Origin of the sequence: Enterobacter sp. ku-bf2 (assembly GCF_001742765.1) — a bacterium.
Lineage (GTDB): Bacteria > Pseudomonadota > Gammaproteobacteria > Enterobacterales > Enterobacteriaceae > Enterobacter > Enterobacter quasiroggenkampii.
On the sequence record NZ_MDVW01000001.1, the window covers coordinates 988,297 to 1,014,044 of the forward strand.

At 56.9% G+C, this 25,748-nt stretch carries 24 protein-coding genes; 19 read left to right on the top strand and 5 right to left on the bottom strand.

Annotation, left to right across the window (positions count from 1 at the left end; genetic code table 11):
* The first annotated feature begins 99 nt into the window (after positions 1–99).
* From ydgH to folM, 3 genes are all read left to right on the top strand, one after another.
* The gene (gene ydgH / locus BFG58_RS04680) at positions 100–1,044 is read left to right on the top strand and encodes a DUF1471 family protein YdgH (protein WP_048030717.1); all 945 of its coding nucleotides are present in this window, start codon (positions 100–102) and stop codon (positions 1,042–1,044) included.
* Between the two features lie 184 nt (positions 1,045–1,228).
* Positions 1,229–2,611: an amino acid permease gene (locus BFG58_RS04685; RefSeq protein WP_045910348.1), complete on the top strand. Its 1,383-nt coding sequence runs from the start codon at positions 1,229–1,231 to the stop codon at positions 2,609–2,611.
* 39 nt (positions 2,612–2,650) lie between these two features.
* Positions 2,651–3,373 (top strand): dihydromonapterin reductase, encoded by a 723-nt coding sequence (gene folM / locus BFG58_RS04690; RefSeq protein ID WP_045910347.1) that lies wholly within the window; start codon positions 2,651–2,653, stop codon positions 3,371–3,373.
* On the opposite strand, the gene BFG58_RS04695 is transcribed toward folM, so the two are convergent.
* The gene (locus tag BFG58_RS04695; RefSeq protein ID WP_045910346.1) at positions 3,370–3,705 is read right to left on the bottom strand and encodes a GlpM family protein; all 336 of its coding nucleotides are present in this window, start codon (positions 3,703–3,705) and stop codon (positions 3,370–3,372) included. The two genes, folM and BFG58_RS04695, sit on opposite strands and share 4 nt — an antisense overlap.
* A gap of 128 nt (positions 3,706–3,833) precedes the next feature.
* Here BFG58_RS04695 and rstA point away from each other — a divergent pair, with 128 nt between their 5' ends.
* The 4 genes from rstA (at position 3,834) to tus (ending at position 7,433) form a co-directional block, all read left to right on the top strand.
* Positions 3,834–4,550: a two-component system response regulator RstA gene (gene rstA, locus BFG58_RS04700; protein ID WP_021241154.1), complete on the top strand. Its 717-nt coding sequence runs from the start codon at positions 3,834–3,836 to the stop codon at positions 4,548–4,550.
* A gap of 244 nt (positions 4,551–4,794) precedes the next feature.
* Positions 4,795–5,055 (top strand): hypothetical protein, encoded by a 261-nt coding sequence (locus tag BFG58_RS04705; RefSeq protein WP_045415030.1) that lies wholly within the window; start codon positions 4,795–4,797, stop codon positions 5,053–5,055.
* Positions 5,056–5,130: 75 nt separating this feature from the next.
* Positions 5,131–6,429: a two-component system sensor histidine kinase RstB gene (gene rstB / locus BFG58_RS04710; RefSeq protein WP_045910344.1), complete on the top strand. Its 1,299-nt coding sequence runs from the start codon at positions 5,131–5,133 to the stop codon at positions 6,427–6,429.
* 74 nt (positions 6,430–6,503) lie between these two features.
* Positions 6,504–7,433 carry a DNA replication terminus site-binding protein gene (gene tus / locus BFG58_RS04715; RefSeq protein WP_069719363.1) on the top strand — a complete coding sequence of 310 codons (930 nt, stop codon included), beginning with the start codon at positions 6,504–6,506 and terminating at the stop codon, positions 7,431–7,433.
* Here the strand turns inward: tus and fumC are convergent, their stop codons facing one another.
* A complete protein-coding gene (fumC, locus tag BFG58_RS04720; RefSeq protein WP_069719364.1) occupies positions 7,434–8,828 on the bottom strand; it encodes a class II fumarate hydratase in 1,395 nt (464 codons plus the stop codon). It abuts the gene before it with no gap.
* A gap of 182 nt (positions 8,829–9,010) precedes the next feature.
* A complete protein-coding gene (gene fumA / locus BFG58_RS04725) occupies positions 9,011–10,657 on the bottom strand; it encodes a class I fumarate hydratase FumA (RefSeq protein ID WP_069719365.1) in 1,647 nt (548 codons plus the stop codon).
* A 199-nt stretch (positions 10,658–10,856) separates the two neighbouring features.
* Between fumA and manA the strand changes: the two genes are divergently transcribed.
* Complete coding sequence (manA, locus tag BFG58_RS04730) at positions 10,857–12,041, top strand: mannose-6-phosphate isomerase (protein WP_063621470.1); 1,185 nt, start codon at positions 10,857–10,859, stop codon at positions 12,039–12,041.
* A gap of 214 nt (positions 12,042–12,255) precedes the next feature.
* A complete protein-coding gene (locus BFG58_RS04735; protein ID WP_069719366.1) occupies positions 12,256–13,788 on the top strand; it encodes a YdgA family protein in 1,533 nt (510 codons plus the stop codon).
* Between the two features lie 97 nt (positions 13,789–13,885).
* Here the strand turns inward: BFG58_RS04735 and BFG58_RS04740 are convergent, their stop codons facing one another.
* Positions 13,886–14,914, bottom strand: coding sequence for a Mal regulon transcriptional regulator MalI (locus BFG58_RS04740; RefSeq protein ID WP_048030725.1), 1,029 nt, complete (start codon positions 14,912–14,914; stop codon positions 13,886–13,888).
* Between the two features lie 179 nt (positions 14,915–15,093).
* Here BFG58_RS04740 and malX point away from each other — a divergent pair, with 179 nt between their 5' ends.
* The 3 genes from malX (at position 15,094) to add (ending at position 19,005) form a co-directional block, all read left to right on the top strand.
* Positions 15,094–16,686, top strand: a complete 1,593-nt coding sequence (malX, locus tag BFG58_RS04745; protein ID WP_024909342.1) for a maltose/glucose-specific PTS transporter subunit IIBC — start codon at positions 15,094–15,096, stop codon at positions 16,684–16,686.
* Between the two features lie 48 nt (positions 16,687–16,734).
* Positions 16,735–17,907, top strand: coding sequence for a MalY/PatB family protein (locus BFG58_RS04750; RefSeq protein WP_069719367.1), 1,173 nt, complete (start codon positions 16,735–16,737; stop codon positions 17,905–17,907).
* 96 nt (positions 17,908–18,003) lie between these two features.
* Complete coding sequence (add, locus tag BFG58_RS04755; RefSeq protein WP_069719368.1) at positions 18,004–19,005, top strand: adenosine deaminase; 1,002 nt, start codon at positions 18,004–18,006, stop codon at positions 19,003–19,005.
* Positions 19,006–19,059: 54 nt separating this feature from the next.
* Here add and BFG58_RS04760 read toward each other — a convergent pair whose 3' ends face one another.
* Positions 19,060–20,100: an oxidoreductase gene (locus BFG58_RS04760; RefSeq protein WP_069719369.1), complete on the bottom strand. Its 1,041-nt coding sequence runs from the start codon at positions 20,098–20,100 to the stop codon at positions 19,060–19,062.
* Between the two features lie 243 nt (positions 20,101–20,343).
* Between BFG58_RS04760 and blr the strand changes: the two genes are divergently transcribed.
* The 7 genes from blr to rsxD all read left to right on the top strand — a co-directional run bounded on the left by blr (position 20,344) and on the right by rsxD (position 25,746).
* On the top strand, positions 20,344–20,469 hold the full coding sequence (gene blr, locus BFG58_RS04765) for a division septum protein Blr (protein WP_168112406.1): 126 nt from the start codon (positions 20,344–20,346) through the stop codon (positions 20,467–20,469).
* Between the two features lie 231 nt (positions 20,470–20,700).
* The gene (ydgT, locus tag BFG58_RS04770; RefSeq protein ID WP_013096896.1) at positions 20,701–20,916 is read left to right on the top strand and encodes a transcription modulator YdgT; all 216 of its coding nucleotides are present in this window, start codon (positions 20,701–20,703) and stop codon (positions 20,914–20,916) included.
* Between the two features lie 86 nt (positions 20,917–21,002).
* On the top strand, positions 21,003–21,443 hold the full coding sequence (locus BFG58_RS04775; RefSeq protein ID WP_069719370.1) for a DUF2569 domain-containing protein: 441 nt from the start codon (positions 21,003–21,005) through the stop codon (positions 21,441–21,443).
* Positions 21,444–21,519: 76 nt separating this feature from the next.
* Positions 21,520–22,101, top strand: a complete 582-nt coding sequence (gene rsxA / locus BFG58_RS04780; protein ID WP_008500564.1) for an electron transport complex subunit RsxA — start codon at positions 21,520–21,522, stop codon at positions 22,099–22,101.
* Positions 22,101–22,679 carry an electron transport complex subunit RsxB gene (gene rsxB / locus BFG58_RS04785; RefSeq protein WP_032651615.1) on the top strand — a complete coding sequence of 193 codons (579 nt, stop codon included), beginning with the start codon at positions 22,101–22,103 and terminating at the stop codon, positions 22,677–22,679. Before rsxA ends, rsxB begins: the two co-directional genes overlap by 1 nt.
* Positions 22,672–24,693 (top strand): electron transport complex subunit RsxC, encoded by a 2,022-nt coding sequence (gene rsxC, locus BFG58_RS04790; protein ID WP_069719371.1) that lies wholly within the window; start codon positions 22,672–22,674, stop codon positions 24,691–24,693. Before rsxB ends, rsxC begins: the two co-directional genes overlap by 8 nt.
* The gene (rsxD, locus tag BFG58_RS04795) at positions 24,694–25,746 is read left to right on the top strand and encodes an electron transport complex subunit RsxD (RefSeq protein ID WP_024909350.1); all 1,053 of its coding nucleotides are present in this window, start codon (positions 24,694–24,696) and stop codon (positions 25,744–25,746) included. It abuts the gene before it with no gap.
* The last annotated feature ends 2 nt before the right edge of the window (positions 25,747–25,748 follow it).

The following is a 25,748-nucleotide window of genomic DNA, read 5'->3' on the forward strand; positions in this document are numbered from 1 at the left end:
TGGCGCAGACAGCGACGGGTTTTAAATGCCATAATCGGGACCGTCTCAAATTAACAACAATACCAGTACATGGTTTGCGCAAGGCGAAGGATCATTTTTATGAAGCTTAAGAACACACTCCTGGCGTCCGCACTTCTCTCCGCGACCGCCCTGTCTGCGAATGCCGCAACAGAGTTAACGCCGGAGCAAGCGGCAGCGTTAAAACCTTTTGACCATAAGGTCATTGTGGGTCGTTATAATTCTATTGGCGACGCCGTCGCCGCTGCATCAAAGGCCGCTGATAAAAACGGGGCAGCATCGTTTTATGTTGTTGACCAGTCTGATAACGGCAACAGCGGTAACCAGCGCGTGACTATTGCGCTGTATAAAGACAACGCGCCAAAAGCTGACGCACCGAAAAACCGCGTGATCAACGGTGTTGTTGAACTGCCGAAAGATCAGGCAATTGCGCTGGAACCGTACGACACCGTCACCGTTCAGGGCTTCTACCGCAGCCAGCCTGAAGTGAACGATGCCATCACCAAAGCCGCGAAAGAGAAAGGGGCCTACTCGTTCTACATCGTGCGTCAGGTCGATGCTAACCAGGGCGGCAACCAGCGTATTACCGCGTTCATCTATAAAGAAGATGCGAAGAAACGTGTTCTGCAGAGCCCGGATGCGATTCCGGCGAACTCAGAAGCCGGTCGCGCGGCGATAGCGAAAGGCGGCGAAGAAGCGAAGAAAGTGGAAATCCCAGGCGTCGCAACGACGGCTGCGCCAAGCGCTGAAGTGGGCCGTTTCTTTGAAACGCAGTCCACGAAAGGTGGCCGTTATTCGGTTACGCTGCCAGACGGTACCAAAGTTGAAGAGCTGAACAACGCCACTGCCGCGCAGATGGTGCCGTTCGACAGCATCAAATTTACCGGCAACTACGGCAACATGACGGAAGTCTCTTACCAGGTCGCGAAGCGTGCGGCGAAGAAAGGGGCGAAGTTCTACCACATCACCCGCCAGTGGCAGGAACGTGGTAACAACGTGACCATCAGCGCCGATCTGTACAAGTAACAAAATCGTTTAAGAAAGGCGGCGCAATGCCGCCTTTTTTGTTACTTTTTTTGAATTTCTGCCACACGTCATTGCATGCTTTCGTTACACTCCGTAAAATCCCGCGCCTTAGTGTGATCCACCATTTTTATGCGCCTGAGCGAAATAATTATTCTGGATTTTGACCTTTCATAACAGGAAGCCAATGGAAAAGAAACTTGGCCTGAGTGCTCTGACTGCACTCGTTTTAAGCTCAATGCTGGGTGCGGGCGTATTCAGTTTGCCGCAAAATATGGCGGCCGTCGCCAGCCCGTCTGCGCTCATCATTGGCTGGGGCATTACGGGAGTCGGAATATTGCTGCTGGCCTTCGCCATGCTGCTGCTGACCCGCATTCGCCCGGACCTGGACGGCGGCATTTTCACCTATGCCCGTGAAGGCTTCGGCGAGCTGATTGGCTTCTGTTCCGCATGGGGATACTGGCTGTGTGCGGTTATCGCCAACGTCTCCTATCTGGTGATTGTCTTCTCGGCGCTCAGTTTCTTTACCGATACGCCTGAATTGCGCCTCTTTGGCGACGGGAATACCTGGCAGTCTATCGTGGGTGCCTCGGTGCTGCTGTGGTTCGTCCACTGGCTGGTGCTGCGTGGCGTACAAACGGCCGCCAGCATTAACCTGGTGGCGACGCTCGCGAAGCTGGTTCCGCTCGGCCTGTTTATCGTTCTGGCCTTTATTGCGTTCCGTCTCGACGTGTTTAAACTCGATTTCAGCGGCGTTGCGCTGGGCGTCCCCGTCTGGGAGCAGGTGAAAAACACGATGCTGATTACCCTGTGGGTATTCATCGGCGTTGAAGGCGCGGTTGTGGTTTCTGCCCGGGCCCGAAATAAACGCGATGTAGGCCGCGCCACGCTGCTGGCCGTACTGGCTGCGCTCGGGGTCTATCTGCTGGTAACGCTGCTGTCGCTGGGCGTGGTAGCGCGTCCTGAACTGGCTGAAATGCGTAACCCGTCAATGGCAGGCCTGATGGTGAAAATGCTCGGCCCCTGGGGTGACGTGGTGATTGCGGCGGGTCTTATTATCTCCGTCTGCGGAGCCTACCTGAGCTGGACCATCATGGCGGCTGAAGTGCCCTTCCTGGCCTCTACGCACAAGGCGTTCCCACGGCTGTTTGCGCGTCAAAACAAAAATAGCGCGCCGTCTGCCTCACTCTGGCTGACCAACATCAGCGTTCAGATCTGCCTGGTGCTGATCTGGCTCACAGGTTCAGACTATAACACGCTGCTGACCATCGCCTCGGAGATGATTCTGGTACCCTATTTCTTAGTGGGTGCGTATTTGTTAAAAATTGCCACTCGCCCCGCGCATTATGTCGTGGGTGTCGGAGCCTGTATTTACGGCCTGTGGTTGTTGTATGCTTCCGGACCTATGCATCTGCTGCTGTCGGTGGTGCTGTACGCACCGGGTCTGCTGGTGTTCATCTACGCCCGCCGCACGCATCAGCTGGAGAACGCGCTGAAACGCCGCGAAATGGCATTAATTGGACTCTTACTGGTTGCTGCCGTGCCGGCAACCTGGATGTTAGTGGGATAGCATCGCCTTTCCCATTGTTGAACTGTAAAGGAGAATACGATGGGAAATGCACCGCTTCGCCCCATACTGATCACCGGTGGAGGCCGCCGTATCGGCCTCGCTCTCGCCCATCACTTTCTCAACCTTCGCCATCCGGTCATTGTGAGCTACCGTACGGAATACCCGTCGATTGAAGGGTTACGCAAAGCCGGGGCGGTCTGCATTCAGGCTGATTTTTCAACCGATGAAGGCATTCTGGCCTTTGCGGAAAAGGTGAAATCCACCACTGCGGGGCTGCGCGCCGTGATCCATAACGCCAGCGCATGGCAGGCCGAGAAATCCGGTACCTCGCTCAGCGAAACGCTTGCCGCCATGTTGCAGATCCATGTTAATACGCCTTATCTGCTGAACCATGCTCTGCAGGATCTGCTTCGCGGCCACGGGCATGCTGCGGGCGACATCATTCACTTCACTGATTATGTGGTGGAGCGCGGCAGCGACAAGCACATCGCCTACGCGGCCAGTAAAGCCGCGCTGGATAACATGACCCGCTCGTTTGCCCGCAAGCTCGCCCCCGAGGTGAAGGTGAACGCCATCGCCCCGGCGATGATTTTATTCAACGAAAACGATGATGCGGAGTATCGCCAGCAGGCGCTGAATAAGTCGCTCATGAAAATTGCCCCGGGCGAGAAAGAGGTCATCGACCTCGTGGATTACCTGCTCACCAGTTGCTACGTCACCGGCAGAACCTTTGCCGTGGACGGCGGCCGACCGCTGCGTTAGTGAAAGCGGCTCCAGAAGAAAATTAACAGCCAGGCGCTGAGCCCCCAGCAGACCACCGCCCCGCTCAGCGCCAGTGGGAGACGCAGAAAACCGGTGAAATACCACAGCGAAAGCAGGTAGAGAAAATACGGAATGATTGACCACATGCCAAACACGATGGTCGTGCGTAACGCTTCCGTACCGCGTTCAGACGCCACGATATAGTGGGCAATGAGTGCAAAGGTCGGGAAGAGAGGGATCAGCCCGGCAATATAGTAGTTTTTCGTTTTCGCCAGCATGCCAATCAGCAACACCACCAGCGCGCCCAGCCCGGCTTTGATCACCAGCCCCATCGTTTTCCCTATAATAATCAACTCACAATATCAGCCAGAATAACGGAACCGGCGTTAATTTTGAAAGATTAATGGAAGGTTAAGGTTTCGCGGTGTATGTTGGCTTTTTTCACGAAAACAGACGCTGTATGAATAAGATTGTTTATGTTGAAGACGAACCCGAAGTCGGGCAGCTGATCGCCGCCTATCTGGGTAAACATGATATGGACGTCATTGTTGAACCTCGCGGCGATCGTGCCGAAGAGGTGGTCGTCCGTGAAAACCCGGATCTGGTATTGCTGGATATTATGTTGCCAGGCAAAGACGGCATGACGCTCTGCCGGGACCTGCGCGCCCGTTGGGAGGGCCCTATCGTCCTGCTCACCTCACTGGACAGCGATATGAACCATATTTTATCGCTGGAGATGGGTGCCAATGATTATATTCTGAAAACCACACCGCCTGCCGTCCTGCTCGCTCGCCTGCGCCTCCATTTACGCCAGCACGCCAGCATCGAACGCGAAGCACCGGCGCCGTCTCTGACGCCGCACAAAGCGATGCGCTTCGGTACGCTGTCTATTGATCCGATTAACCGTCAGGTGCTGCTCTCTGGCGAGCTTATCGCCCTTTCCACCGCAGATTTTGACCTGCTGTGGGAGCTGGCAACGCATGCCGGGCAGATCATGGACCGTGACGCGCTGCTGAAAAACCTGCGTGGCGTAAGCTACGACGGAATGGACCGCAGCGTTGACGTGGCGATTTCGCGTCTGCGCAAAAAACTGCAGGATAACGCCACCGAGCCCTACCGCATTAAAACCGTGCGTAACAAGGGCTATCTGTTTGCCCCACATGCGTGGGAAACCTGAGCGCCGGATAAGATAACCTGCGCGAAATGAAGGCATTGCGCGACGATGCCTTCTTTTCGGACGTTTATTTTTACGTTTGCGCAACAATTAACTTGCTAAGCACGCGAACTATTCCATAATTACCTTCTCGACTCTCCTTTCTTCAGCTCGCCCCGCTCTTGCGATTGTTTTACTCATTTTCGCCGTGAAGCTTTCACGACATCTCTCCCATAAATCTTGAAATGAGGATTTAAGCTTATGAATTATGTATAGCTACGGTCAGGTAGAAGCGATAAAAACCAATCTTGAGTGGATTGTTAATCAGGCAACCCTGAACCACGCCTCCCCCTCACGCACCGATCAAAAAGCGCTCTTTGACCTGCTGGAACTCATTCAGTCTTACGAAATACTGCTGGACCTCATCAGCGAATACGGAACGGATGTGATTGATACGCATATTGCAGAAGGCCTGGCCGTGACGGAAAAACTCATCGCCAAGGTAAAAAACAGCGCGAAAGCCATGTAACACGCTCGACTGACGTGAAAAACCCGAAGGGTTTTCATGTATATTCTGCATATAGCGTTTTTTCGGTGAGATCCAATGAAAAAGCTGTTTGTGCAGTTTTATCTTTTACTGTTTGTCTGCTTCCTGGTGATGACCATGCTGGTCGGCCTGGTCTATAAATTTACTGCCGAACGTGCGGGCAGGCAGTCTCTGGACGACCTGATGAAAAGCTCGCTGTATTTGATGCGCAGCGAGCTGAGAGAGATCCCGCCACACGACTGGGCGAAAACCCTGAAAGAGCTGGATCTCAATCTGTCATTCGATTTACGCATCGAGCCGTTGAAAGATTTCGATCTGGACCCGCCCGCCATGCAGCGTCTGCGCGACGGGGATATCGTCGCGCTGGATGAGAAATACACCTTTATCCAGCGTATTCCACGCAGCCATTACGTGCTGGCCGTCGGGCCGGTGCCCTATCTCTATTATCTGCATCAGATGCGCCTGCTGGACATGGCGCTGATGGCCTTTATCGCCATTTCGCTGGCGTTTCCGGTTTTTATCTGGATGCGCCCGCACTGGCAGGACATGCTGAAGCTGGAGTCCGCCGCGCAGCGTTTTGGTGAGGGACACTTTACCGAGCGCATTCACTTCGACAGCGGTTCCAGCTTTGAACGTTTGGGCGTGGCCTTTAACCAGATGGCCGATAACATCAATGCCCTTATCGCCAGTAAGAAACAGCTCATCGACGGGATTGCGCACGAGCTGCGCACGCCGCTGGTGCGCCTGCGCTATCGTCTGGAGATGAGTGAGAATCTGACGGAAGCAGAGTCTCAGGCGCTTAACCGCGACATTGGCCAGCTTGAGGCGCTGATTGAGGAGCTGCTGACCTACGCGCGCCTCGATCGCCCGCAAAACGAACTGAACCTCAGCACGCCGGATCTGCCCGCGTGGCTGCAAACCCACATTGACGACGTTCAGAGCGTGAACCCGCAGCGTACGCTGTTGACACGCGTTACGCCGGGTGACTACGGCGCACTCGATATGCGCCTGATGGAACGCGTGCTGGACAATCTGATGAACAACGCCATGCGCTACAGCGAAAGTACGCTACAGATTGGGCTGGATTTGCAGGGTAATCAGGCCAGCCTGACGGTAGAGGATGACGGGCCGGGGATTGCGCCGGAGGCGCGCGAAACCGTGTTTGAACCGTTTGTCCGCCTCGATCCCAGCCGCGATCGCGCCACCGGAGGCTGTGGTCTGGGGCTGGCCATTGTCTACTCTATCGCGCAGGCCATGGGCGGCACGGTGCATTGCGAGGAGAGCGAGCTTGGCGGCGCGCGCTTCTGCTTTAGCTGGCCGGTGTACCATAACATCGCCCTTCCCGTTCCTGCCTGACCTCAACCGCACGCTGGCCTGACCCGGCGTGCTGTGCTATATGATAAGTATGTTGTAACTAATGAGAGGGGCTTATGGCGACCTACGATCTTATTGAACGGCTGAACAGCACGTTTCGGGAAATAGAACACGAGCTGCTGACCCTGACAGAACGTTTGCAGACCTGCCGCCTGCTGGCCGCGCGCGTCTTTACCCTGCCCGAGGTGGCCAAAGGGGCCGAGCACGATCCGCTGGACACCATCGACGTGAAGCAGCACATCGGCAAGGCCGCGCTGGAACTGGCGATGAAACACTATCGCCATCTTTTTATCCAGCAGCAGTCTGAACAGCGCAGCAGCAAGGCGGCCGTGCGGCTTCCGGGCGTGATCTGCCTGCAAACCGATGCCGCCGCGCGCGAGGCGCTGGAAAGCCAGATTGCCCATATCAACAGCCTGAAAGCGGCATTTGAGAAGATCGTTACCGAGGAGTCGGGCCTGGCCCCTGCCGCCCGGTTTGAATGGGTACACCGTCAGCTTCCGGGGTTAATTACGCTGAATGCCTATCGTACGCTGACGGTACTGCGCCATCCCGCCACGCTGCGCTTCGGCTGGGCGAATAAGCACATCATTAAAAACTTCACCCGGGATGAGATCCTGGCGCAGCTGGAAAAAAGTCTGAAGGCGCCACGCACCGTCGCACCGTGGTCACGTGAGCAGTGGATTGAGCGCCTGGAGCAGGAGTACCACAGCATCGCCTCGCTACCGGCGGATACGCGCCTCAAAATTAAGCGCCCGGTGAAGGTTCAGCCTATCGCCCGCGTCTGGTATTCCGGCCAGCAAAAACAGGTGCAGTATGCCTGTCCAACGCCGCTGATTGCGCTCTATGATGCCGATCAGGGGGCTATCGTGCCGGATATTGGTGAGTTGCTGAATTACGATGCAGAAAATGTCCAGCACCGTTACCGACCTCAGGCGCAGCCGCTGCAGCTGATTATTCCGCGGCTGCACCTGTACGTGGCGCGTTGATTATTTCAGGCTGCCGACCATCGCTTCAGGGCGCACCCAGGCATCGAACTCCGCCTCCGTCAGATAGCCCAGCGCCAGGGCGGAGGCTTTCAGCGTCAGCCCCTCCTTATGCGCTTTTTTGGCGATCTCGGCGGCTTTGTCGTAGCCAATGTGGGTATTGAGCGCGGTCACCAGCATCAGCGACTCATTTAACAGCTGGCTGATGCGCTCGCGGTTTGGCTCGATCCCCACCGCGCAGTGTTCGTTAAAGCTCTCCATGCCGTCTGCCAGTAGACGAATCGATTGCAGAACGTTGTGGATCACCATCGGACGATAGACGTTCAGCTCGAAGTTGCCGGATGCACCGCCCAGGTTAACGGCCACGTCGTTGCCCAGTACCTGACAGCAGAGCATGGTCATGGCTTCGCACTGGGTCGGGTTGACTTTACCCGGCATGATGGAGCTGCCCGGCTCGTTTTCCGGAATGCTGATTTCACCGATGCCGCAGCGCGGGCCCGAGGCCAGCCAGCGCACGTCGTTGGCGATTTTCATCAGCGAGGCCGCCAGCCCTTTCAGCGCGCCGTGGGTGTGGACCAGCGCATCGCAGGTCGCCAGCGCTTCGAACTTGTTGGGCGCCGTGACGAACGGCTGCCCGGTGATATTTGCAAGCTCCTCCGCCACGCGCACCGGATACTCCGGATGGGTGTTTAACCCGGTGCCCACCGCCGTGCCGCCGAGCGCCAGCTCCGCCAGGTGCGGCAGGCTGTTCTCAATGTGCTTCAGGTTGTGTTCCAGCATCGCCACCCAGCCGGAAATCTCCTGGCCGAGCGTCAGCGGCGTGGCATCCTGCAGGTGTGTACGGCCGATTTTGACGATGTCGCGGAAGGCCTGCGCCTTCTCGTTGAGCGTAGATTTCAGGACGTTAAGCTGTGGGATAAGCTGTTCGCGAATCGCAATCACCGCCGCCACGTGCATGGCCGTGGGGAAGACGTCGTTAGAACTCTGGCTCTTGTTGACGTCATCGTTCGGATGAACCTTACGCTCCATGCCGCGCACGCCGCCCAGCAGTTCGCTTGCCCGGTTCGCCAGCACTTCGTTCATGTTCATGTTGCTTTGGGTGCCGGAACCGGTCTGCCAGATGGCGAGAGGGAATTCGTCGGGATGCTTGCCCGCCAGCACTTCGTCGGCGGCATTTATGATGGCGGTGGCCTTGTCTGCCGCCAGCAGGCCTAAATCCTGGTTCACTTTTGCGGCCGCACGTTTGGTGAGGGCCAGCGCCTGAATCAGCGAGACGGGCATTTTTTCAGTCGAGATACGGAAATGCTCCAGCGAACGCTGGGTTTGCGCGCCCCATAGCTTGTCGGCCGGGACGTCGATGGCGCCCATCGAGTCTTTCTCATGGCGTACCGTTGTCATTACTTTCTCCTTGATAACACTGTCGGGATTGCTCACATGCTTAAGGGATAAGTATTGATGACTTCTGAGAAACGTTATGGCGCTTTGTGCGCTCTTTTTGGTGTCGGGTGGCGGCTGCGCCTTACCCGACCTACGAGAATCCAGGCCGGGTAAGCGTCAGCGCCACCCGGCAATTTACAGAATTACTTCACACACGCCGAACACTGAGAGGACTGGATCTGCTTGAAGAAGTCGTTGCCTTTGTCATCCACGAGGATAAACGCCGGGAAATCTTCCACTTCAATTTTCCAGATCGCTTCCATACCCAGTTCCGGGTATTCCAAGCACTCCAGGCTCTTGATGCTGCCCTGCGCCAGAACCGCAGCCGGGCCGCCGATGCTGCCGAGGTAGAAGCCACCGTGCTTGTGGCAGGCGTCCGTCACCTGCTGGCTGCGGTTGCCTTTCGCGAGCATGATCATGCTGCCACCGTTGGCCTGCAACTGGTCGACGTACGAGTCCATACGGCCTGCCGTGGTCGGGCCTAACGAGCCAGAGGCGTAGCCTTCAGGCGTTTTCGCCGGGCCCGCGTAGTAGATCGGGTGATCTTTAATGTACTGCGGCAGCCCTTCGCCGTTGTCCAGGCGCTCTTTCAGCTTCGCGTGCGCGATGTCGCGGCCCACGATAATCGTGCCGTTGAGGGAGAGACGGGTCGAAACCGGATACTGAGACAGCTGCGCCAGAATCTCTTTCATCGGACGGTTCAGGTCAACGCGAACCGCTTCCCCCTCGCCCGCTTTACGCAGCGCTTCCGGAATGTATTTACCCGGGTTGTTTTCCAGTTTTTCGATCCACACGCCTTCGCGGTTGATCTTCGCTTTGATGTTGCGATCCGCAGAGCAGGAGACGCCCATCCCGACCGGGCAGGAAGCGCCGTGACGCGGAAGACGGATCACGCGCACGTCGTGAGCGAAGTATTTGCCGCCAAACTGCGCGCCGAGGCCCAGGTTACGCGCTTCTTCCAGCAGCTCCTGCTCAAGCTGCACGTCGCGGAACGCCTGACCATGTTCGTTACCTTCGGTAGGCAGGCCGTCGTAGTATTTGGTTGAGGCCAGCTTCACAGTTTTCAGCGTGCTTTCCGCCGAGGTACCGCCAATCACAAACGCGATATGGTACGGCGGGCACGCCGCGGTGCCGAGGGTGCGCATCTTCTCAACCAGGTAATTCTTCAGCTTGCCCGGGGTAAGCAGCGCTTTGGTTTCCTGATAGAGATAGGTTTTGTTGGCCGAACCGCCGCCTTTAGCGATACAGAGGAATTTGTACTCATCACCGTCGACGCTGTAGAGGTCAATCTGTGCTGGCAGGTTGGTGCCGGTGTTGACCTCTTTGTACATGTCCAGCGCGGCGTTTTGCGAATAGCGCAGGTTGTCTTCGGTGTAGGTGTTATAAACACCGTGCGCCAGCGCCGCTTCATCACCGCCGCCGGTCCAGACGCGCTGGCCTTTTTTACCGACGATGATCGCCGTACCGGTATCCTGACAGGTTGGCAGAATGCCTTTCGCCGCGATATCGGAGTTACGCAGGAACTGCAGGGCAACGTACTTATCGTTTTCGCTGGCTTCCGGGTCACTCAGAATATCGGCCACCTGCTGCTGATGGGCAGGACGGAGCATAAACGAGGCGTCGTGGAAAGCGTGCTGCGCCAGCAGCGTCAGCGCCTGCGGATCCACCTTGAGGATCTCTTGTCCTTCAAACTCAGAGACGGAGACGTGATCGCGGGTTAACAGGTAATACTCGGTCTGATCCTTACTGAGGGGAAAAGGATCCTGATAATGGAAGGGTTTATTCGACATTGTTCTCTCACTTACTGCTTCGGTCTGTTTATTCAGGGCAGATGTTCCGCTGCCCGGCTTAAAAGCGAGTCAGCTTATCCTACACAATTTTTTAACAAAAACTGAGACTAGTACGACTTTTTACATCCACAGGTTACTTCCATGTGGTTTATTGCTTTAATACCCGGAGTTAATTCCATCATTGAATCAGGGCTTGATAATGCAAAAACTCATTAACTCAGTGCAGAACTACGCCTGGGGAAGTAAAACTGCGTTAACGGATCTCTACGGTATCGCGAACCCGAACAACCTGCCGATGGCAGAACTGTGGATGGGGGCGCACCCGAAGAGCAGCTCAAAAATTGAAGACGCCAGCGGTCAGGTACGCAGCCTGCGTGACGTAATAGAGGCCGATAAAGCCGCGCTGCTGGGCGACAAGGTGGCTCAGCGCTTTGGCGAACTGCCGTTCCTGTTTAAAGTGCTGTGCGCAGACCAGCCGCTCTCCATCCAGGTTCACCCGAACAAGCAAGCGTCTGAAATCGGCTTTGCGAAAGAGAACGCGGCGGGTATTCCGTTAGACGCCGCCGAGCGTAACTACAAAGATCCTAACCACAAGCCGGAACTGGTGTTCGCGCTGACGCCTTTCCTGGCGATGAATGCGTTCCGCGAGTTTTCAGAAATTATCTCCCTGCTGCAGCCGGTCGCGGGTGCCCATAACGCTATCGCGCATTTCCTTGAAAACCCGAACGCCGACGCGCTGAGCCAGCTGTTTGCCAGCCTGCTGAATATGCAGGGTGAAGAGAAGTCCCACGCGCTGGCGGTATTGAAAGCCGCCCTGGACAGCCAGCAAGGTGAACCGTGGGAGACCATCCGTCTGATTTCCGAATTCTATCCGGACGACAGCGGCCTGTTCTCCCCTCTGCTGCTGAACGTGGTGAAGCTGAATCCGGGTGAAGCAATGTTCCTGTTCGCTGAAACCCCGCACGCCTACCTTCAGGGCGTGGCGCTGGAGGTGATGGCCAACTCCGATAACGTGCTGCGCGCGGGCCTGACGCCAAAATACATAGACATCCCCGAGCTGGTTGCCAACGTGAAGTTTGTGGCGAAACCTGCCGCAGAGCTGCTGACTCAGCCGGTGAAAAACGGCGCAGAGCTGGATTTCCCGATTCCGGTGGACGATTTTGCCTTCTCCCTGCACGACCTGAGCAGCGCCGAAACGTCTGTGGCTCAGGAGAGTGCGGCGATCCTGTTCTGCGTCGAGGGCGAAGCGACGCTGCGCAAAGGCGAACAGCGTCTGGTGCTTAAGCCCGGTGAGTCAGCATTCGTTGCTGCCAATGAGTCTCCGGTTAGCGTAAGCGGCACCGGTCGTCTGGCGCGCGTTTTCAATAAGCTATACCCTAAATAATTCGAGTTGCATGAAGGCGGCGACGCAGCGAATCCCCAGGAGCGTACATAAGTACGTGACTGGGGTGAGCGAGGAAAGCCAACGCACAGGCAACTTGAAGTATGACGGGTATTAGGGACTTACTGATTTTTTTAACAACTCTTGCTAAGCTAGTTGCAGGCTTAATATCTCCAGGCGGTTTTTACCGCCTGGTTTCATTTTAGGGATAGTCGCAATGAAAAAATCGGTCGTAGCGGTAGGAGTGATTGTAGCGTTAGGCGTGGTCTGGACGGGTGCCTCCTGGTTTACCGGGAAACAGCTGGAAGGCCGTCTGGCTGAGATGGTGGCGCAGGCTAACGGAGAGATTAAGCGCAGCGCGCCGGAAGCGGGCCTTGAGCTGAGCTACCAGAACTATGAACGCGGTGTGTTTACCAGCCGTATGCAGGTTGTGGTGAAGCCGGTTGCCGGTACGGAAAACGGCTGGCTGAAACCGGGCCAGAGCGTGGTGCTGGATGAAGTGGTAAGCCACGGTCCATTCCCGCTGGCGCAGCTGAAGTCCTTTAATCTGATCCCGTCGATGGCGTCCGTTCACACGGTCCTGGTGAATAACGACGTCACCAAACCGCTGTTCGATCTGGCCAAAAATACCTCACCTTTCGAGATCGACACCCGCATCAGCTATGCCGGTGACACGAGTTCTGATATTGCCCTGAAAGCGCTGAACTACGAGAAAGAGAATGAGAAAGTTGCTTTTAGCGGCGGTCACTTCAAACTTGACGCGGACCGCGACGGAAACGTGTTCTCCCTGACGGGTGAAGCGGAAAGCGGCCTGGTCAATGCCGTGAACGAATACAATCAAAAAGTTCAGCTCACCTTCAACAACCTGAAAGCCGACGGCAACAGCCGCATGACCGATTTCAAAGAGCGTATCGGCGATCAGAAACTGTCTCTCGATAAAGTTGCCATTGCGGTTGAAGGGAAAGAGATGGCCGTGCTGGAAGGCATGGACGTAAACGGAAAATCCGACGTGTCCAAAGACGCCAAGAGCATCAATACCCAGCTGGATTACACGCTGAAGAGCCTGAAAGTACAGAATCAGGATCTGGGCACCGGCAAACTGTCGCTGAAGATCGGCAATATCGACGGCCAGGCGTGGCACGAATTCAGCCAGAAATACAGCAAAGAGAGCCAGGCGCTGCTGACCGATACCGCACTGCAGCAGAATCCGGAAGTGTACCAGCAGCAGGCGATGGCGGTACTGTTCAACAACCTGCCGATCCTGCTGAAAGGCGAGCCGGTGATCACCGTTGCGCCGCTGAGCTGGAAAAACAGCAAAGGCGAAACCAGCTTCAACCTGTCTCTGTTCCTGAAAGATCCGGCCACTGCAACGGGTGAACCGCAGACGCTGGCGCAGGAAGTGGATCGCAGCGTGAAGTCGCTCGACAGCAAGCTGACCATCCCGATGGATATGGCGACCGAGTTTATGACCCAGATTGCGAAACTGGAAGGCTACGGCGATGAAGATGCCGGCAAGCTGGCGAACCAGCAGGTGAAAGGTCTGGCGGCAATGGGCCAGATGTTCCGCATCACGAAGGTGGACAACAACACGATTTCCACCAGCCTGCAGTACGCCAACGGCCAGGTCACGCTCAACGGCGACAAAATGCCGCTGGAAGACTTCGTAGGCATGTTTGGTATGCCTGCTCTGGGGATGCCGGAACCGGCTGAACCGGCTGCGCCAGCCGAACCGGCGGCACCGCAACAGTAAACGTCAAACCCCTCGCATGAGGGGTTTTTTATTGCCGGGTGGCGCTGACGCTTACCCGGCCTACGATTCCGGGCCAGCGCAGCGCCGACGGGCGATATTATTTCACCGTCACTAACCGCGCCGCCACAATCTGGTGCCCGGCCTGCACATCCGCATTGTCGATACGCTGCATGATTCTGTCCGCCAGGGTGTAACCCATCTCCCGCGCTGGGGTGGTGGCCCAGACGATCGGCAGGTCGTCGAGGGCGTTTTCCCCGACGTCGGCGAACGCCCCCAGCGCCACCTGGTGGCCGAAGAAGGTTTCCACCCCGCCCTCGCCGCTCTGACGCCCGGCGCGGATCAGGCCAAACCAGGCGCCCATAGCAATCATATCGTTATAGCAAATCACGGCGCTGATGGTCGGGCTGCTTCGCAGCAGCGCGCCTATCGCTTCCGCCGCCATCTTCTGGCTGGATTCACACTCCACGACCCACTCGCTGTGGAACGGCAGTCCGTATTTAATCAGCGTCGCACAATAGCCGCCGACCCGCTCGGCGCGGGTAAGGGACGAGCTTTTACCGCCCAGCCAGGCAATGCGCTGATGCCCACGACGAATAAGATGCTCGGTCAGCATTTGCGCGGCCTGCATGTTATCCGGGCGCAACGTATCGGCTTCGTCGAGGTAGCTGGCGCGCGATGCAAACACCAGCGGCACGCCTTTTTCGGCGGCGCGCTCGCACAGTTCACTGCCCACGCCCGATGCTCCGGCGACGATCACCCCGTCCACCCCCTGGTTCAGCAGCATATCGAGCCGGGAAAGCAGCTGATCGGCCTCGCGCCCGCCGTGCAGCAGAAAGACCATCCGCCCCTGCGCTTCAAGCGCTTCGGTTAACCCGGCAGTTAACTCCGCATAGAACGGTGACGTCAGGTCACGAACAATCAGGCCAATCACCCCGCTTTGCCCACCGCGCAGCGCCGACGCCTGGCGGTTACGCACAAAGCCCAACTGTTCAACCGCCTCGTTCACCCGCTGACCGGTCGCGGGAGAGATGCGCCCTTTTCCGCTCAGTACCAGAGAAACGGTGCTGACGGAAACCCCCGCCGCCAGCGCGACATCGTTGATGGTGACTTTCTTCGCTACAGCCATGTCCTGGAGTGACTCCCTGAAAAATGAGATCGGTAAAACGTTTTATCAATACGTTATCTTTATACTACCAGTCAAAGCCTGAGAATGTGATTTAGCGCGCACTAAACTTTGATAAAACGTTTTATCTTCTCGCAGCATTGAAGCAGACAAACTGATTTTAACAATAAAGGAGTCGTTTTATGACGGCGAAAGCAGCACAAAAAATATCGCTGTGGGAATTTTTCCAGCAACTGGGTAAAACCTTTATGCTGCCCGTGGCACTCCTCTCGTTCTGCGGGATCATGCTGGGTATCGGCAGCTCCCTCAGCAGTAAAGACGTCATCACGCTGATCCCGTTCCTCGGCACCCCCGTGCTGCAGGCGATCTTTATCTGGATGAGTAAAGTCGGCTCCTTCGCGTTTAGTTTCCTGCCCGTGATGTTCTGTATTGCTATCCCGCTGGGCCTGGCCCGCGAGAACAAAGGCGTCGCGGCGTTTGCCGGTTTTGTGGGTTACGCGGTGATGAACCTGGCGGTTAACTTCTGGCTGACCGCGAAAGGCATTCTGCCGACCACCGACGCTGCCGTGCTGAAAGCTAACAACATTCAGAGCGTGATTGGTATCCAGTCTATTGATACCGGGATCCTCGGGGCGGTGATCGCCGGGGTGATTATCTGGATGCTGCACGAGCGCTTCCACAATATCCGTCTGCCGGATGCCCTGGCCTTCTTCGGCGGTACCCGCTTTGTGCCGATTATCACCCTGGTGGTGATGGGCCTGTTTGGTCTGATCATTCCGCTGATCTGGCCGGTCTTCGCGATGGGCATCAACGGCATTGGCCGCATCATCAATGGCGCGGGAGATTTCGGTCCGATGATCTTCGGTACCGGCGAGCGTCTGCTGCTGCCGTTTGGCCTGCAGCATATCCTGGTGGCCCTGATTCGCTTCACCGAAGCGGGCGGGACGATGGAGGTGTGCGGTCACGACGTGAGCGGTGCGCTGACCATCTTCCAGGCGCAGCTGAGCTGCCCGACGACACACGGCTTCTCCGAAAGCGCCACCCGCTTCCTGTCTCAGGGTAAAATGCCTGCCTTCCTCGGCGGCCTGCCGGGTGCCGCACTGGCGATGTACCACTGCGCGCGTCCGGAAAACCGTCATAAAATTAAAGGCCTGCTGATTTCCGGCGTGATCGCCTGCGTCGTGGGTGGGACCACCGAGCCTATCGAGTTCCTGTTCCTGTTCGTTGCGCCGGTGCTGTATCTGATTCACGCTGTGCTGACCGGTCTGGGCTTTACCGTGATGGCGGTGCTGGGCGTCACCATCGGCAACACCGACGGCAACGTGATTGACTTCGTGGTCTTCGGGATCCTGCACGGCCTCTCCACCAAGTGGTATCTGGTCCCGGTCGTGGCGGCAATCTGGTTCGTGGTGTACTACGGGATCTTCCGCTTCGCCATCACCCGCTTTAACCTGAAAACGCCAGGCCGCGATACCGATACGGCCACCAGCGTGGAACAGGCGGTTGCCGGTACCGTGGGTAAATCCGGCTACAACACCCCTGCCATTCTGGCGGCGCTGGGCGGTGCGGAGAACATTACCTCACTGGATAACTGCATTACCCGCCTGCGTTTGTCGGTGGCGGATATGTCAAAAGTAGATACCAACGCCCTGAAAGCCAACCGGGCTATCGGCGTGGTACAGTTAAATCAGCACAATTTGCAGGTGGTTATCGGCCCGCAGGTACAGTCAGTGAAAGATGAACTGGCAACCCTGATGCGAACAGTAGAAGCCTGATGCCTCCGCCCCCTCACCATGAGGGGGTTTTACGTTAAGGATTTAAGCATGTTTGATTTCTCCACCGTCGTGGATCGACACGGCACCTGGTGTACGCAGTGGGACTACGTCGCCGACCGTTTTGGCGCGGACGATCTGCTGCCCTTCACCATCTCGGATATGGATTTCGCCACCGCCCCCTGCATAATCGACGCGCTGCAGCAGCGCATTCATCACGGCGTATTTGGCTATAGCCGCTGGAAAAACGACGAGTTTCTCGCCGCCGTTGCGCACTGGTTCCAGCAGCGTTTTAACAGCCGGATTGATACTGAAAACGTGGTTTATGGTCCATCCGTCATCTATATGGTCTCTGAACTGATACGCCTCTGGTCAACCCCCGGCGACGGCGTGGTGGTGCACACCCCGGCATACGATGCGTTTTATAAAGCCATTGAGGGTAACGCGCGTCGTGTTGTGGCGGTTGAGATGGAAAAGCAGGCTACAGGCTGGCAGGGCAATATGGCAGCCCTCGAAGCGGCGCTGGCGAAACCGGAAAACAAAATTTTACTGCTGTGCAGCCCGCAGAACCCGACCGGCAAGGTCTGGACGCGGGATGAGCTGACGCACATGGCGGAACTGTGCGCACGCTATGACGTGGCGGTTATCAGCGATGAAATCCATATGGACATGGTTTGGGGAGAACATCGTCACACGCCGTGGAACGCCGTAGCGCGGGGCAAATGGGCGCTTCTGACCTCCGGCTCGAAAAGCTTTAACATTCCGGCGCTGACCGGGGCTTACGGCCTGATCGGCGATGAAGAGAGTCGTAACGGCTATCTCAGCGCGCTAAAAGGACGGGACGGGCTCTCTTCCCCTTCCGTGCTGGCGCTGACGGCGCATATCGCCGCCTACCAGCAGGGGGAGCCGTGGCTGGATGCACTGCGAGGTTATCTCGAAGGGAATTTGTCGTATATTGCGCAGGAAGTAAACCGCGCTTTTCCGAAACTGAACTGGCAGGCACCGGACGCGACCTATCTGGCCTGGATCGATCTGCGCCCGCTGAACATTGACGATCGGGCGCTGCAAAAAGTGCTGATCGAGCAGCAAAAAGTTGCCATCATGCCGGGATATACCTACGGGAAAGAGGGAAATGGCTTCGTGCGCTTAAATGCGGGCTGCCCCCGCAGCAAGCTGGAGCAAGGGGTTCAACGCCTCATCGCCGGGATTAACACGCTCCTGTAATTAACTTGCGCAACGGAATATTCCCTTGCGCAAATAGCTTTTTACCCCGTTTTGTTTTTATAATATGGCGCACTTTAACCAGAAAAGAGTGCGACCATGATTGATACACGCCTGCCTTTAACTGATATTCATCGTCACCTTGACGGTAACATTCGTGCCCAAACCATCCTCGATCTTGGCCGCCAGTTCAATTTAACGCTTCCTGCTCAGACCCTTGAGTCCTTGATCCCTCACGTACAGGTGACCTCTAATGAACCGGACCTGGTGAGCTTCCTGAGCAAACTCGACTGGGGCGTGAAGATGCTGGCGTCGCTGGATGCCTGCCGCCGCGTGGCGTTTGAGAACATCGAAGATGCCGCCCGCAACGGCCTGCACTACGTCGAGCTGCGCTTCTCGCCGGGCTATATGGCGATGACCCACAACCTGCCCGTTGCAGGCGTGGTGGAAGCCGTCATTGAAGGCGTCCGCGAAGGGTGTAAAACCTTCGACGTTCAGGCCCGCCTGATCGGCATCATGAGCCGTACGTTCGGTGAAGCCGCCTGCCTGCAGGAGCTGGAGGCGCTGCTGGCCCATCGTGATGCCATCACCGCCGTCGACCTCGCCGGTGACGAACTGGGCTTCCCGGGTAGCCTGTTCCTCTCCCACTTCAACCGCGCGCGCGATGCCGGCTGGCACATTACCGTACATGCGGGTGAAGCGGCTGGCCCGGAAAGCATCTGGCAGGCCATCCGCGAGCTGGGCGCAGAGCGTATTGGTCACGGCGTGAAGGCAGTCGAAGATCGCGCGCTGATGGATTTCCTGGCGGAGCAGAGTATCGGTATTGAGTCATGCCTGACGTCTAACATTCAGACCAGCACCGTAGCATCGCTGTCGCAGCACCCGCTGAAAACGTTCCTTGAACACGGCGTGCTGGCCTCTCTGAATACGGACGATCCGGCGGTTCAGGGCGTGGATATCATCCACGAGTACAACATCGCAGCTCCGCAGGCGGGGTTGAGCCGCGAGCAGATCCGTCAGGCGCAGATTAACGGGCTGGAGATCGCCTTCCTGACGCCTGCGGAGAAGCAGGCTCTGCGGGATAAGGTGGCAACCGCGTAAACCCTTTTGCCGGGTGGCGGCTACGCCTTACCCGGCCTACAACAACGTCAAAACTTATGCCAGACAGAGCGTGGCGCGATGTTTGGCAGATTCGATGCCCAGCTCAATCAGCTCCATAATCTGTATCGCCTGGCTGGCCGGAACCGGGTTCTCCCCCGTGCCGTTTAGCGCATCGCGGATAGCGGCATAATACGCCGGATAGTTACCCGGTATCGTCAGCAAGGTCTCTTCGACCAGCTCCTCGCCTTCCACCCGCGTGACGACGCCGTCGCGCATATCATAGCCCCAGTCTTCCTGCGGCAGACGCTCACCGTTTTTCAGCCTGTCTTCCTGCGGGTCGAGACCAAACTTCACGTAGCTCCCGCGCGTGCCGTGAATAATATAGCGGGCAGATTCTGCAGCCGCGACCATCGTACCGTGCAGCACAATCCGCCGCTGCGGGTAACTGAGCACCGCGTGGAAGTAATCGGTTGTCTGTGCCCCGGGTCTGAGCTGGGCCAGATCGACCGTCATGCTCACCGGCAGGCCAAAAAGATTGACGGCCTGATCCAGCAGATGCGGGGCTAAATCATACCAGATGCCGCTGCCAGGGCCGGCCTGCTCGCGCCAGCGGTTTCGTACCTGCGGGCGAAAACGGTCAAAGTGGGATTCAAAAAAGAGGATCTCCCCTAACGCGCCTTCACTGAGAAGCCGTTTTACCGTCAGAAAATCGCTGTCCCAGCGGCGGTTATGAAACACCGACAGCAGCCTGCCCAGACTCTTTGCCAGCGCATCCAGCTCGCGCGCCTGTGACAGTGTCACGGTGAAGGGTTTATCGACAACCACATGTTTCCCGGCTTCCAGCGCGGCCTTTGCCAGCGGGAAGTGGGTATCGTTCGGCGTGGGGATAACGATTAAATCAATATTGGGATCGTTGAAAAGATGTTTCGGCTCTGAGACAACCGGCACGGAAGGCCAGTCGGCATGGACTTTTGTAGCGTCGCTGCTGGATACCGCCGCCAGCGCCATGCCCGGCGTCCCGGCTATCAGAGGCGCATGAAACGTTTTGCTCGCGTACCCGTAACCGATAAGCCCAACGCGGATATTATCACTCATAGTGCCATCCTCTGTTATGACGTTCTTATTTCACACTGGCTAGCCTGGCATTACCACGGATTAATAATGTGCCCTATGACGTAAAATAGCAGGTTATACGGATTGTTTTTGTTACATAGTATTAACCTACTGATTTTGTTTAAGGGAACCGTTCCCAAAGCCCTTGCCGTCAGGGAAACGTCGCTGTAACATTTGCGCCCTGTCTTTATGGATAAAGTACAATTACGTATCATGACGTCAATTATTAATCGAATCATTGAATTAGCGGGATGGATTGTCCTTGGGGTTTCGGTCATTTTGCTGGGCGTTGCCAGCCATATCGATAACTACCAGCCGCCGGAGCCTGTCACCGTCGCTCAACCTAAGTAACCGGTTACTGCAATAAAGAGTGACATAATATGTCAGTTACTTATTGCCAGCCCTGGTGAACACGGTTAACCTTCTCTTCCAGGCATCGTCTGATGCCTGAATTTCAGCAAAGAAAACTCCTAATTTCGTCGCGTTACCTGAGTGGGCTGTTTACGTCTTTATTAATCCGTTTATTATTCGAACGAATTACCTTAACTGGTATTACTCACTTTTATATGGAAACTTATTAATATGACAGTTCAGGACTATTTATTAAAATTTCGCAAGATCAATTCGCTTGAGAGCCTGGAAAAACTGTTTGACCATCTGAACTACACCCTGTCGGATAATCAGGACATCATTAATATGTATCGCGCCGCTGACCATCGCCGTGCGGAGCTGGTCTCCGGTGGTCGTTTGTTCAACGTCGGCGAAGTGCCTAAGTCCGTATGGCGTTACGTTTTATAAGAAAGTAGCCATCCGCGCGAAATGTTATATACTCTCCGCCCTGCCAACTGGCTGTACAACATTTCGCGCAGATTATGGGAGAGTTCATGACCGCAACGCCTGGAGAACGCATTGGAGGCTGGTTAATCGCCCCACTGGCATGGCTGCTGGTTGCCTTATTAAGCGCATCACTTGCGCTGCTGCTTTATACCACCGCACTGATTACCCCCCACGCCATCCAGACCCTGATGTCGCAAAGCGTGCTTAATATTGCTTTGTGGTTTGTGTCGTTCGTTTTCGCGATCGGGATGTGGTACTACACGCTGTGGCTGACCATTGCCTTCTTTAAGCGCCGTAAGAATGTGCCTAAGCACTACATTATCTGGCTGCTGGTTTCGGTCCTGCTGGCGGTGAAGGCATTTGCTTTTTCGCCCGTTTCAGACGCGCTGGCCGTTCGTCAACTGCTTTTCCCGTTGCTGGCCGCGGCGCTGATGGTGCCCTACTTCAAGCGTTCGACACGGGTGAAAAACACCTTCGTGAACCCGTAATAACCCTACAGATAACCTGTTGTCGCCTGCGTGTGTTTGTCCGATAATAGGCGGCTTTTTTATTTCAGGCTAAATAATGACCGATTACTTACTGCTCTTTGTCGGCACCGTGCTGGTTAACAACTTCGTTCTGGTGAAGTTCCTTGGCCTGTGTCCATTTATGGGCGTTTCCAAAAAGCTGGAAACGGCAATGGGCATGGGGCTGGCGACGACCTTCGTCATGACGCTGGCATCCATCTGCGCGTGGTGGATTGATACCTGGATCCTCATTCCGCTGGGGTTAACCTATCTCCGTACGCTGGCCTTTATTCTGGTTATCGCGGTGGTGGTGCAATTTACCGAAATGGTGGTGCGCAAAACCAGCCCGGCGCTCTATCGCCTGCTGGGTATCTTCCTGCCGCTGATCACCACCAACTGCGCCGTTCTCGGCGTGGCGCTGCTAAACATCAACCTTGGCCATAACTTTATGCAGTCGGCGCTGTATGGTTTTTCTGCGGCCGTCGGTTTCTCGCTGGTCATGGTGCTGTTTGCCTCTATTCGCGAGCGCCTGGCAGCAGCGGATATCCCTGCGCCCTTCCGCGGTAACGCGATTGCGCTGGTGACCGCAGGTTTAATGTCTCTGGCCTTTATGGGCTTTAGTGGTCTGGTGAAGTTGTAATGAATGCTATCTGGATTGCCATCGCCTCTATCAGCGTCCTGGGGTTGGTGTTTGGCCTTATCCTGGGTTACGCCTCCCGCCGTTTCGCGGTAGAGGACGATCCCGTTGTAGAGAAAATTGATGAGCTTCTGCCACAAAGCCAGTGCGGGCAGTGTGGCTACCCGGGCTGCCGCCCCTATGCCGAAGCGGTAGGGGTTCAGGGTGAGAAAATTAACCGCTGTGCGCCCGGTGGCGAAGCGGTGATGTTGAAAATTGCGGCCCTGCTAAACGTTGATCCGCAGCCAGTTGACGGCGATGCGGATGTGCAGGAGCCAGTCCGCGCGCTGGCCGTGATCGACGAAGCGAACTGCATCGGCTGCACCAAATGTATTCAGGCCTGCCCGGTCGATGCCATTGTTGGCGCAACGCGCGCCATGCACACCGTGGTGGCGGACCTGTGCACCGGCTGTAATCTCTGCGTAGCACCCTGCCCGACGCAATGTATCGAGCTGCGCCCGGTTGAAACGACTACCGAAAGCTGGAAGTGGGATCTTCAAACCATTCCGGTTCGCAATATTCCTGTGGAACAACATGCTTAAGTTATTTTCTGCTTTCAGAAAAGAGAAGATTTGGGACTTTGACGGGGGGATTCACCCACCGGAGATGAAAACCCAGTCTAACGGCACGCCGCTGCGTCAAATTCCGCTGGCGACCCGTTTCGTTATGCCGCTCAAGCAGCATATCGGCGCGGAGGGTGAGCTGTGCGTGAAAGAAGGCGATACCGTCCTTCGCGGTCAGCCGCTGACCTTTGGTCGCGGACGTATGCTGCCGGTGCACGCCCCCACCTCCGGTAAGGTGGTCGCCATCGCGCCCCATACGGTGGCCCATCCATCAGCGCTCTCAGAGCTGAGCGTGATAATTGAAGCCGACGGCGAAGACCGCTGGATCGACCGTGACGGCTGGAGCGACTACCGCTCCCATAGTCGCGAAGCGCTCATCGAGCGCATTCATCAGTTCGGCGTTGCCGGCCTCGGCGGCGCAGGCTTCCCGACCGGCGTCAAACTGCGCGGCGGTGGCGATAATATTCAGACGCTGATTATTAACGCCGCCGAATGCGAACCGTACATCACCGCCGACGATCGTCTGATGCAGGACTGCGCCGCCCAGGTGGTGGAAGGCATCCGCATCCTCGCGCACATTCTGCAGCCGCGGGAAGTGCTGATCGGTATCGAAGACAATAAACCGCAGGCCATCTCAATGCTGCGCGCCGTGCTGGCGGGCAGTCACGATATTAGCCTGCGCGTTATCCCGACCAAGTACCCCTCTGGTGGTGCTAAACAGCTGACGCAAATTCTCACCGGTAAGCAGGTGCCGCACGGCGGACGCTCTTCGGATATCGGCGTGCTGATGCAGAACGTCGGCACCGCGTACGCCGTGAAGCGCGCGGTAATCGACGGCGAGCCGCTGACCGAGCGCGTGGTAACGCTGACCGGGGAAGCGGTCTCTCGTCCGGGCAACGTCTGGGCGCGTCTGGGTACGCCGGTGCGTCACCTGCTGGAGCAGGCTGAGTTTTGCCCGTCAAGCGACCAGATGGTGATCATGGGCGGTCCGCTGATGGGCTTTACCCTGCCGTGGCTCGATGTGCCGGTAGTCAAAATCACCAACTGCCTGCTCGCCCCTTCCCCGACCGAGATGGGTGAAGAGCAGGAAGAAAAAGGCTGTATTCGCTGCAGCGCCTGTGCCGACGCCTGCCCGGCGGATCTACTTCCGCAGCAGCTGTACTGGTACAGCAAAGGCCAACTGCACGACAAGGCGAAAGCCCATAACCTGGCCGACTGTATCGAATGCGGCGCCTGCGCCTGGGTCTGCCCTAGCAACATTCCTCTGGTGCAGTATTTCCGCCAGGAGAAGGCGGAAATTTATGCCATCTCCATGGAAGAAAAACGCGCAGCAGAAGCCAAAGCGCGCTTTGAAGCACGTCAGGCACGACTGGAACGCGAAAAAATTGCCCGTCAGGAGCGCCATAAGCAGGCCGCCGTTCAGCCTGGCGAGAAAGATCAGGATGCGATTAACGCCGCACTGGCGCGCGTTCGCGAGAAAAAAGCCACTGCGGCGCAGCCTGTGGTGATCCCGGCCGGCGAGAAGCCGGACAACAGCGAAGCGATTGCTGCGCGTGAAGCGCGTAAAGCTCAGGCCCGCGCCCGTCAGGCAGAAAAAGCGCAAACGACCCAGGCGGATGCTGAGGTTGACCCACGCAAAGCCGCCGTTGAAGCGGCAATAGCCCGCGCCAAAGCACGCAAAGCCGGTGAACAGAATGTGGTGGTCGAGCAGGACGCTGTCGACCCTCGCAAAGCGGCCGTTGAGGCGGCGATTGCCCGTGCCAAAGCGCGCAAGGCGGCACAGCAGACGCAAACCGCAGAACCCGAAGCGCCGGTCGACCCACGTAAAGCCGCCGTCGAAGCGGCGATTGCCCGCGCTAAAGCGCGCAAAGCGGCGCAGCAGGATGAACAACCGCAGGCCGCCAACGATGACCCGCGCAAAGCCGCCGTCGCCGCCGCCATTGCGCGCGTTCAGGCGAAGAAAGCCGCACAGCAAGCAGTTAACGAGGATTAAATGGTTTTCAGAATCGCAAGCTCCCCTTACACCCACAATCAGCGCCAGACATCGCGCATCATGATGCTGGTCTGCCTGGCGGCGCTGCCGGGCATTGCCGTTCAGTGCTGGTTTTTCGGCTGGGGAACCCTGTTCCAGATAATCCTGGGCTGTGCCAGCGCCTTAGCGGCGGAAGCGCTTGTGCTTAAGCTGCGCAAGGCAGCGGTCTCCCGCATTCTTGCCGATAACTCCGCGTTGCTGACCGGCCTGCTGTTGGCTATCAGTATCCCGCCGTTTGCCCCTTGGTGGATGGTGATCCTCGGCACCGTGTTTGCGGTGATCATTGCCAAACAGCTGTATGGTGGACTGGGCCATAACCCGTTTAACCCGGCGATGATTGGCTACGTGGTGCTGCTGATCTCCTTCCCGGTACAGATGACCAGCTGGCTGCCACCGCACGAGATTGCGGCCACGGTTCCGGGCTTCATGGATGCTCTGCATGTGATCTTTACCGGCCATACGGCACTCGGTGCCGATATGAACGCGCTGCGTATGGGCGTGGACGGTATCAGCCAGGCGACGCCGCTTGATACCTTTAAAACGTCCCTGCATGCCGGGCACAGCGTCGAGCAGATCATGAAATCGGCGATCTACAGCGGCGTGCTGGCGGGTGCAGGCTGGCAGTGGGTCAACCTGGCGTATCTGCTGGGCGGCCTGTTCCTGCTGCAGCAGAAAGCCATCCGCTGGCATATTCCGGTCAGCTTCCTCGTGACGCTGGCGGTCTGCGCCACGCTGGGCTGGGTATTCTCTCCTGAATCACTGGCCAGCCCGCAGATGCACCTGCTCTCCGGCGCGACCATGCTGGGTGCCTTCTTTATCCTGACGGATCCGGTGACGGCCTCAACGACTAACCGCGGACGCCTGATCTTCGGCGCGCTGGCAGGCCTGCTGGTCTGGCTCATTCGCAGCTTTGGCGGCTACCCGGACGGCGTGGCTTTTGCCGTCCTGCTCGCCAACATTACCGTTCCGCTCATCGACTATTACACGCGTCCACGCGTGTACGGTCATCGCTAAGG

Bases quoted from the DNA above. Each gene is read 5' to 3' on its own strand.
- rsxA (WP_008500564.1), top strand. From the start codon at position 21,520: ATGACCGATTACTTACTGCTCTTTGTCGGCACCGTGCTGGTTAACAAC.
- manA (WP_063621470.1), top strand. From the start codon at position 10,857: ATGCAAAAACTCATTAACTCAGTGCAGAACTACGCCTGGGGAAGTAAA.
- rsxC (WP_069719371.1), top strand. From the start codon at position 22,672: ATGCTTAAGTTATTTTCTGCTTTCAGAAAAGAGAAGATTTGGGACTTT.
- rstB (WP_045910344.1), top strand. From the start codon at position 5,131: ATGAAAAAGCTGTTTGTGCAGTTTTATCTTTTACTGTTTGTCTGCTTC.
- rstA (WP_021241154.1), top strand. From the start codon at position 3,834: ATGAATAAGATTGTTTATGTTGAAGACGAACCCGAAGTCGGGCAGCTG.
- BFG58_RS04705 (WP_045415030.1), top strand. From the start codon at position 4,795: ATGTATAGCTACGGTCAGGTAGAAGCGATAAAAACCAATCTTGAGTGG.
- BFG58_RS04685 (WP_045910348.1), top strand. From the start codon at position 1,229: ATGGAAAAGAAACTTGGCCTGAGTGCTCTGACTGCACTCGTTTTAAGC.
- BFG58_RS04735 (WP_069719366.1), top strand. From the start codon at position 12,256: ATGAAAAAATCGGTCGTAGCGGTAGGAGTGATTGTAGCGTTAGGCGTG.
- rsxD (WP_024909350.1), top strand. From the start codon at position 24,694: ATGGTTTTCAGAATCGCAAGCTCCCCTTACACCCACAATCAGCGCCAG.
- fumC (WP_069719364.1), bottom strand. From the start codon at position 8,828: ATGACAACGGTACGCCATGAGAAAGACTCGATGGGCGCCATCGACGTC.
- rsxB (WP_032651615.1), top strand. From the start codon at position 22,101: ATGAATGCTATCTGGATTGCCATCGCCTCTATCAGCGTCCTGGGGTTG.
- malX (WP_024909342.1), top strand. From the start codon at position 15,094: ATGACGGCGAAAGCAGCACAAAAAATATCGCTGTGGGAATTTTTCCAG.
- add (WP_069719368.1), top strand. From the start codon at position 18,004: ATGATTGATACACGCCTGCCTTTAACTGATATTCATCGTCACCTTGAC.
- fumA (WP_069719365.1), bottom strand. From the start codon at position 10,657: ATGTCGAATAAACCCTTCCATTATCAGGATCCTTTTCCCCTCAGTAAG.
- ydgT (WP_013096896.1), top strand. From the start codon at position 20,701: ATGACAGTTCAGGACTATTTATTAAAATTTCGCAAGATCAATTCGCTT.
- BFG58_RS04740 (WP_048030725.1), bottom strand. From the start codon at position 14,914: ATGGCTGTAGCGAAGAAAGTCACCATCAACGATGTCGCGCTGGCGGCG.
- ydgH (WP_048030717.1), top strand. From the start codon at position 100: ATGAAGCTTAAGAACACACTCCTGGCGTCCGCACTTCTCTCCGCGACC.
- folM (WP_045910347.1), top strand. From the start codon at position 2,651: ATGGGAAATGCACCGCTTCGCCCCATACTGATCACCGGTGGAGGCCGC.
- tus (WP_069719363.1), top strand. From the start codon at position 6,504: ATGGCGACCTACGATCTTATTGAACGGCTGAACAGCACGTTTCGGGAA.
- BFG58_RS04695 (WP_045910346.1), bottom strand. From the start codon at position 3,705: ATGGGGCTGGTGATCAAAGCCGGGCTGGGCGCGCTGGTGGTGTTGCTG.
- BFG58_RS04750 (WP_069719367.1), top strand. From the start codon at position 16,735: ATGTTTGATTTCTCCACCGTCGTGGATCGACACGGCACCTGGTGTACG.
- BFG58_RS04775 (WP_069719370.1), top strand. From the start codon at position 21,003: ATGACCGCAACGCCTGGAGAACGCATTGGAGGCTGGTTAATCGCCCCA.
- BFG58_RS04760 (WP_069719369.1), bottom strand. From the start codon at position 20,100: ATGAGTGATAATATCCGCGTTGGGCTTATCGGTTACGGGTACGCGAGC.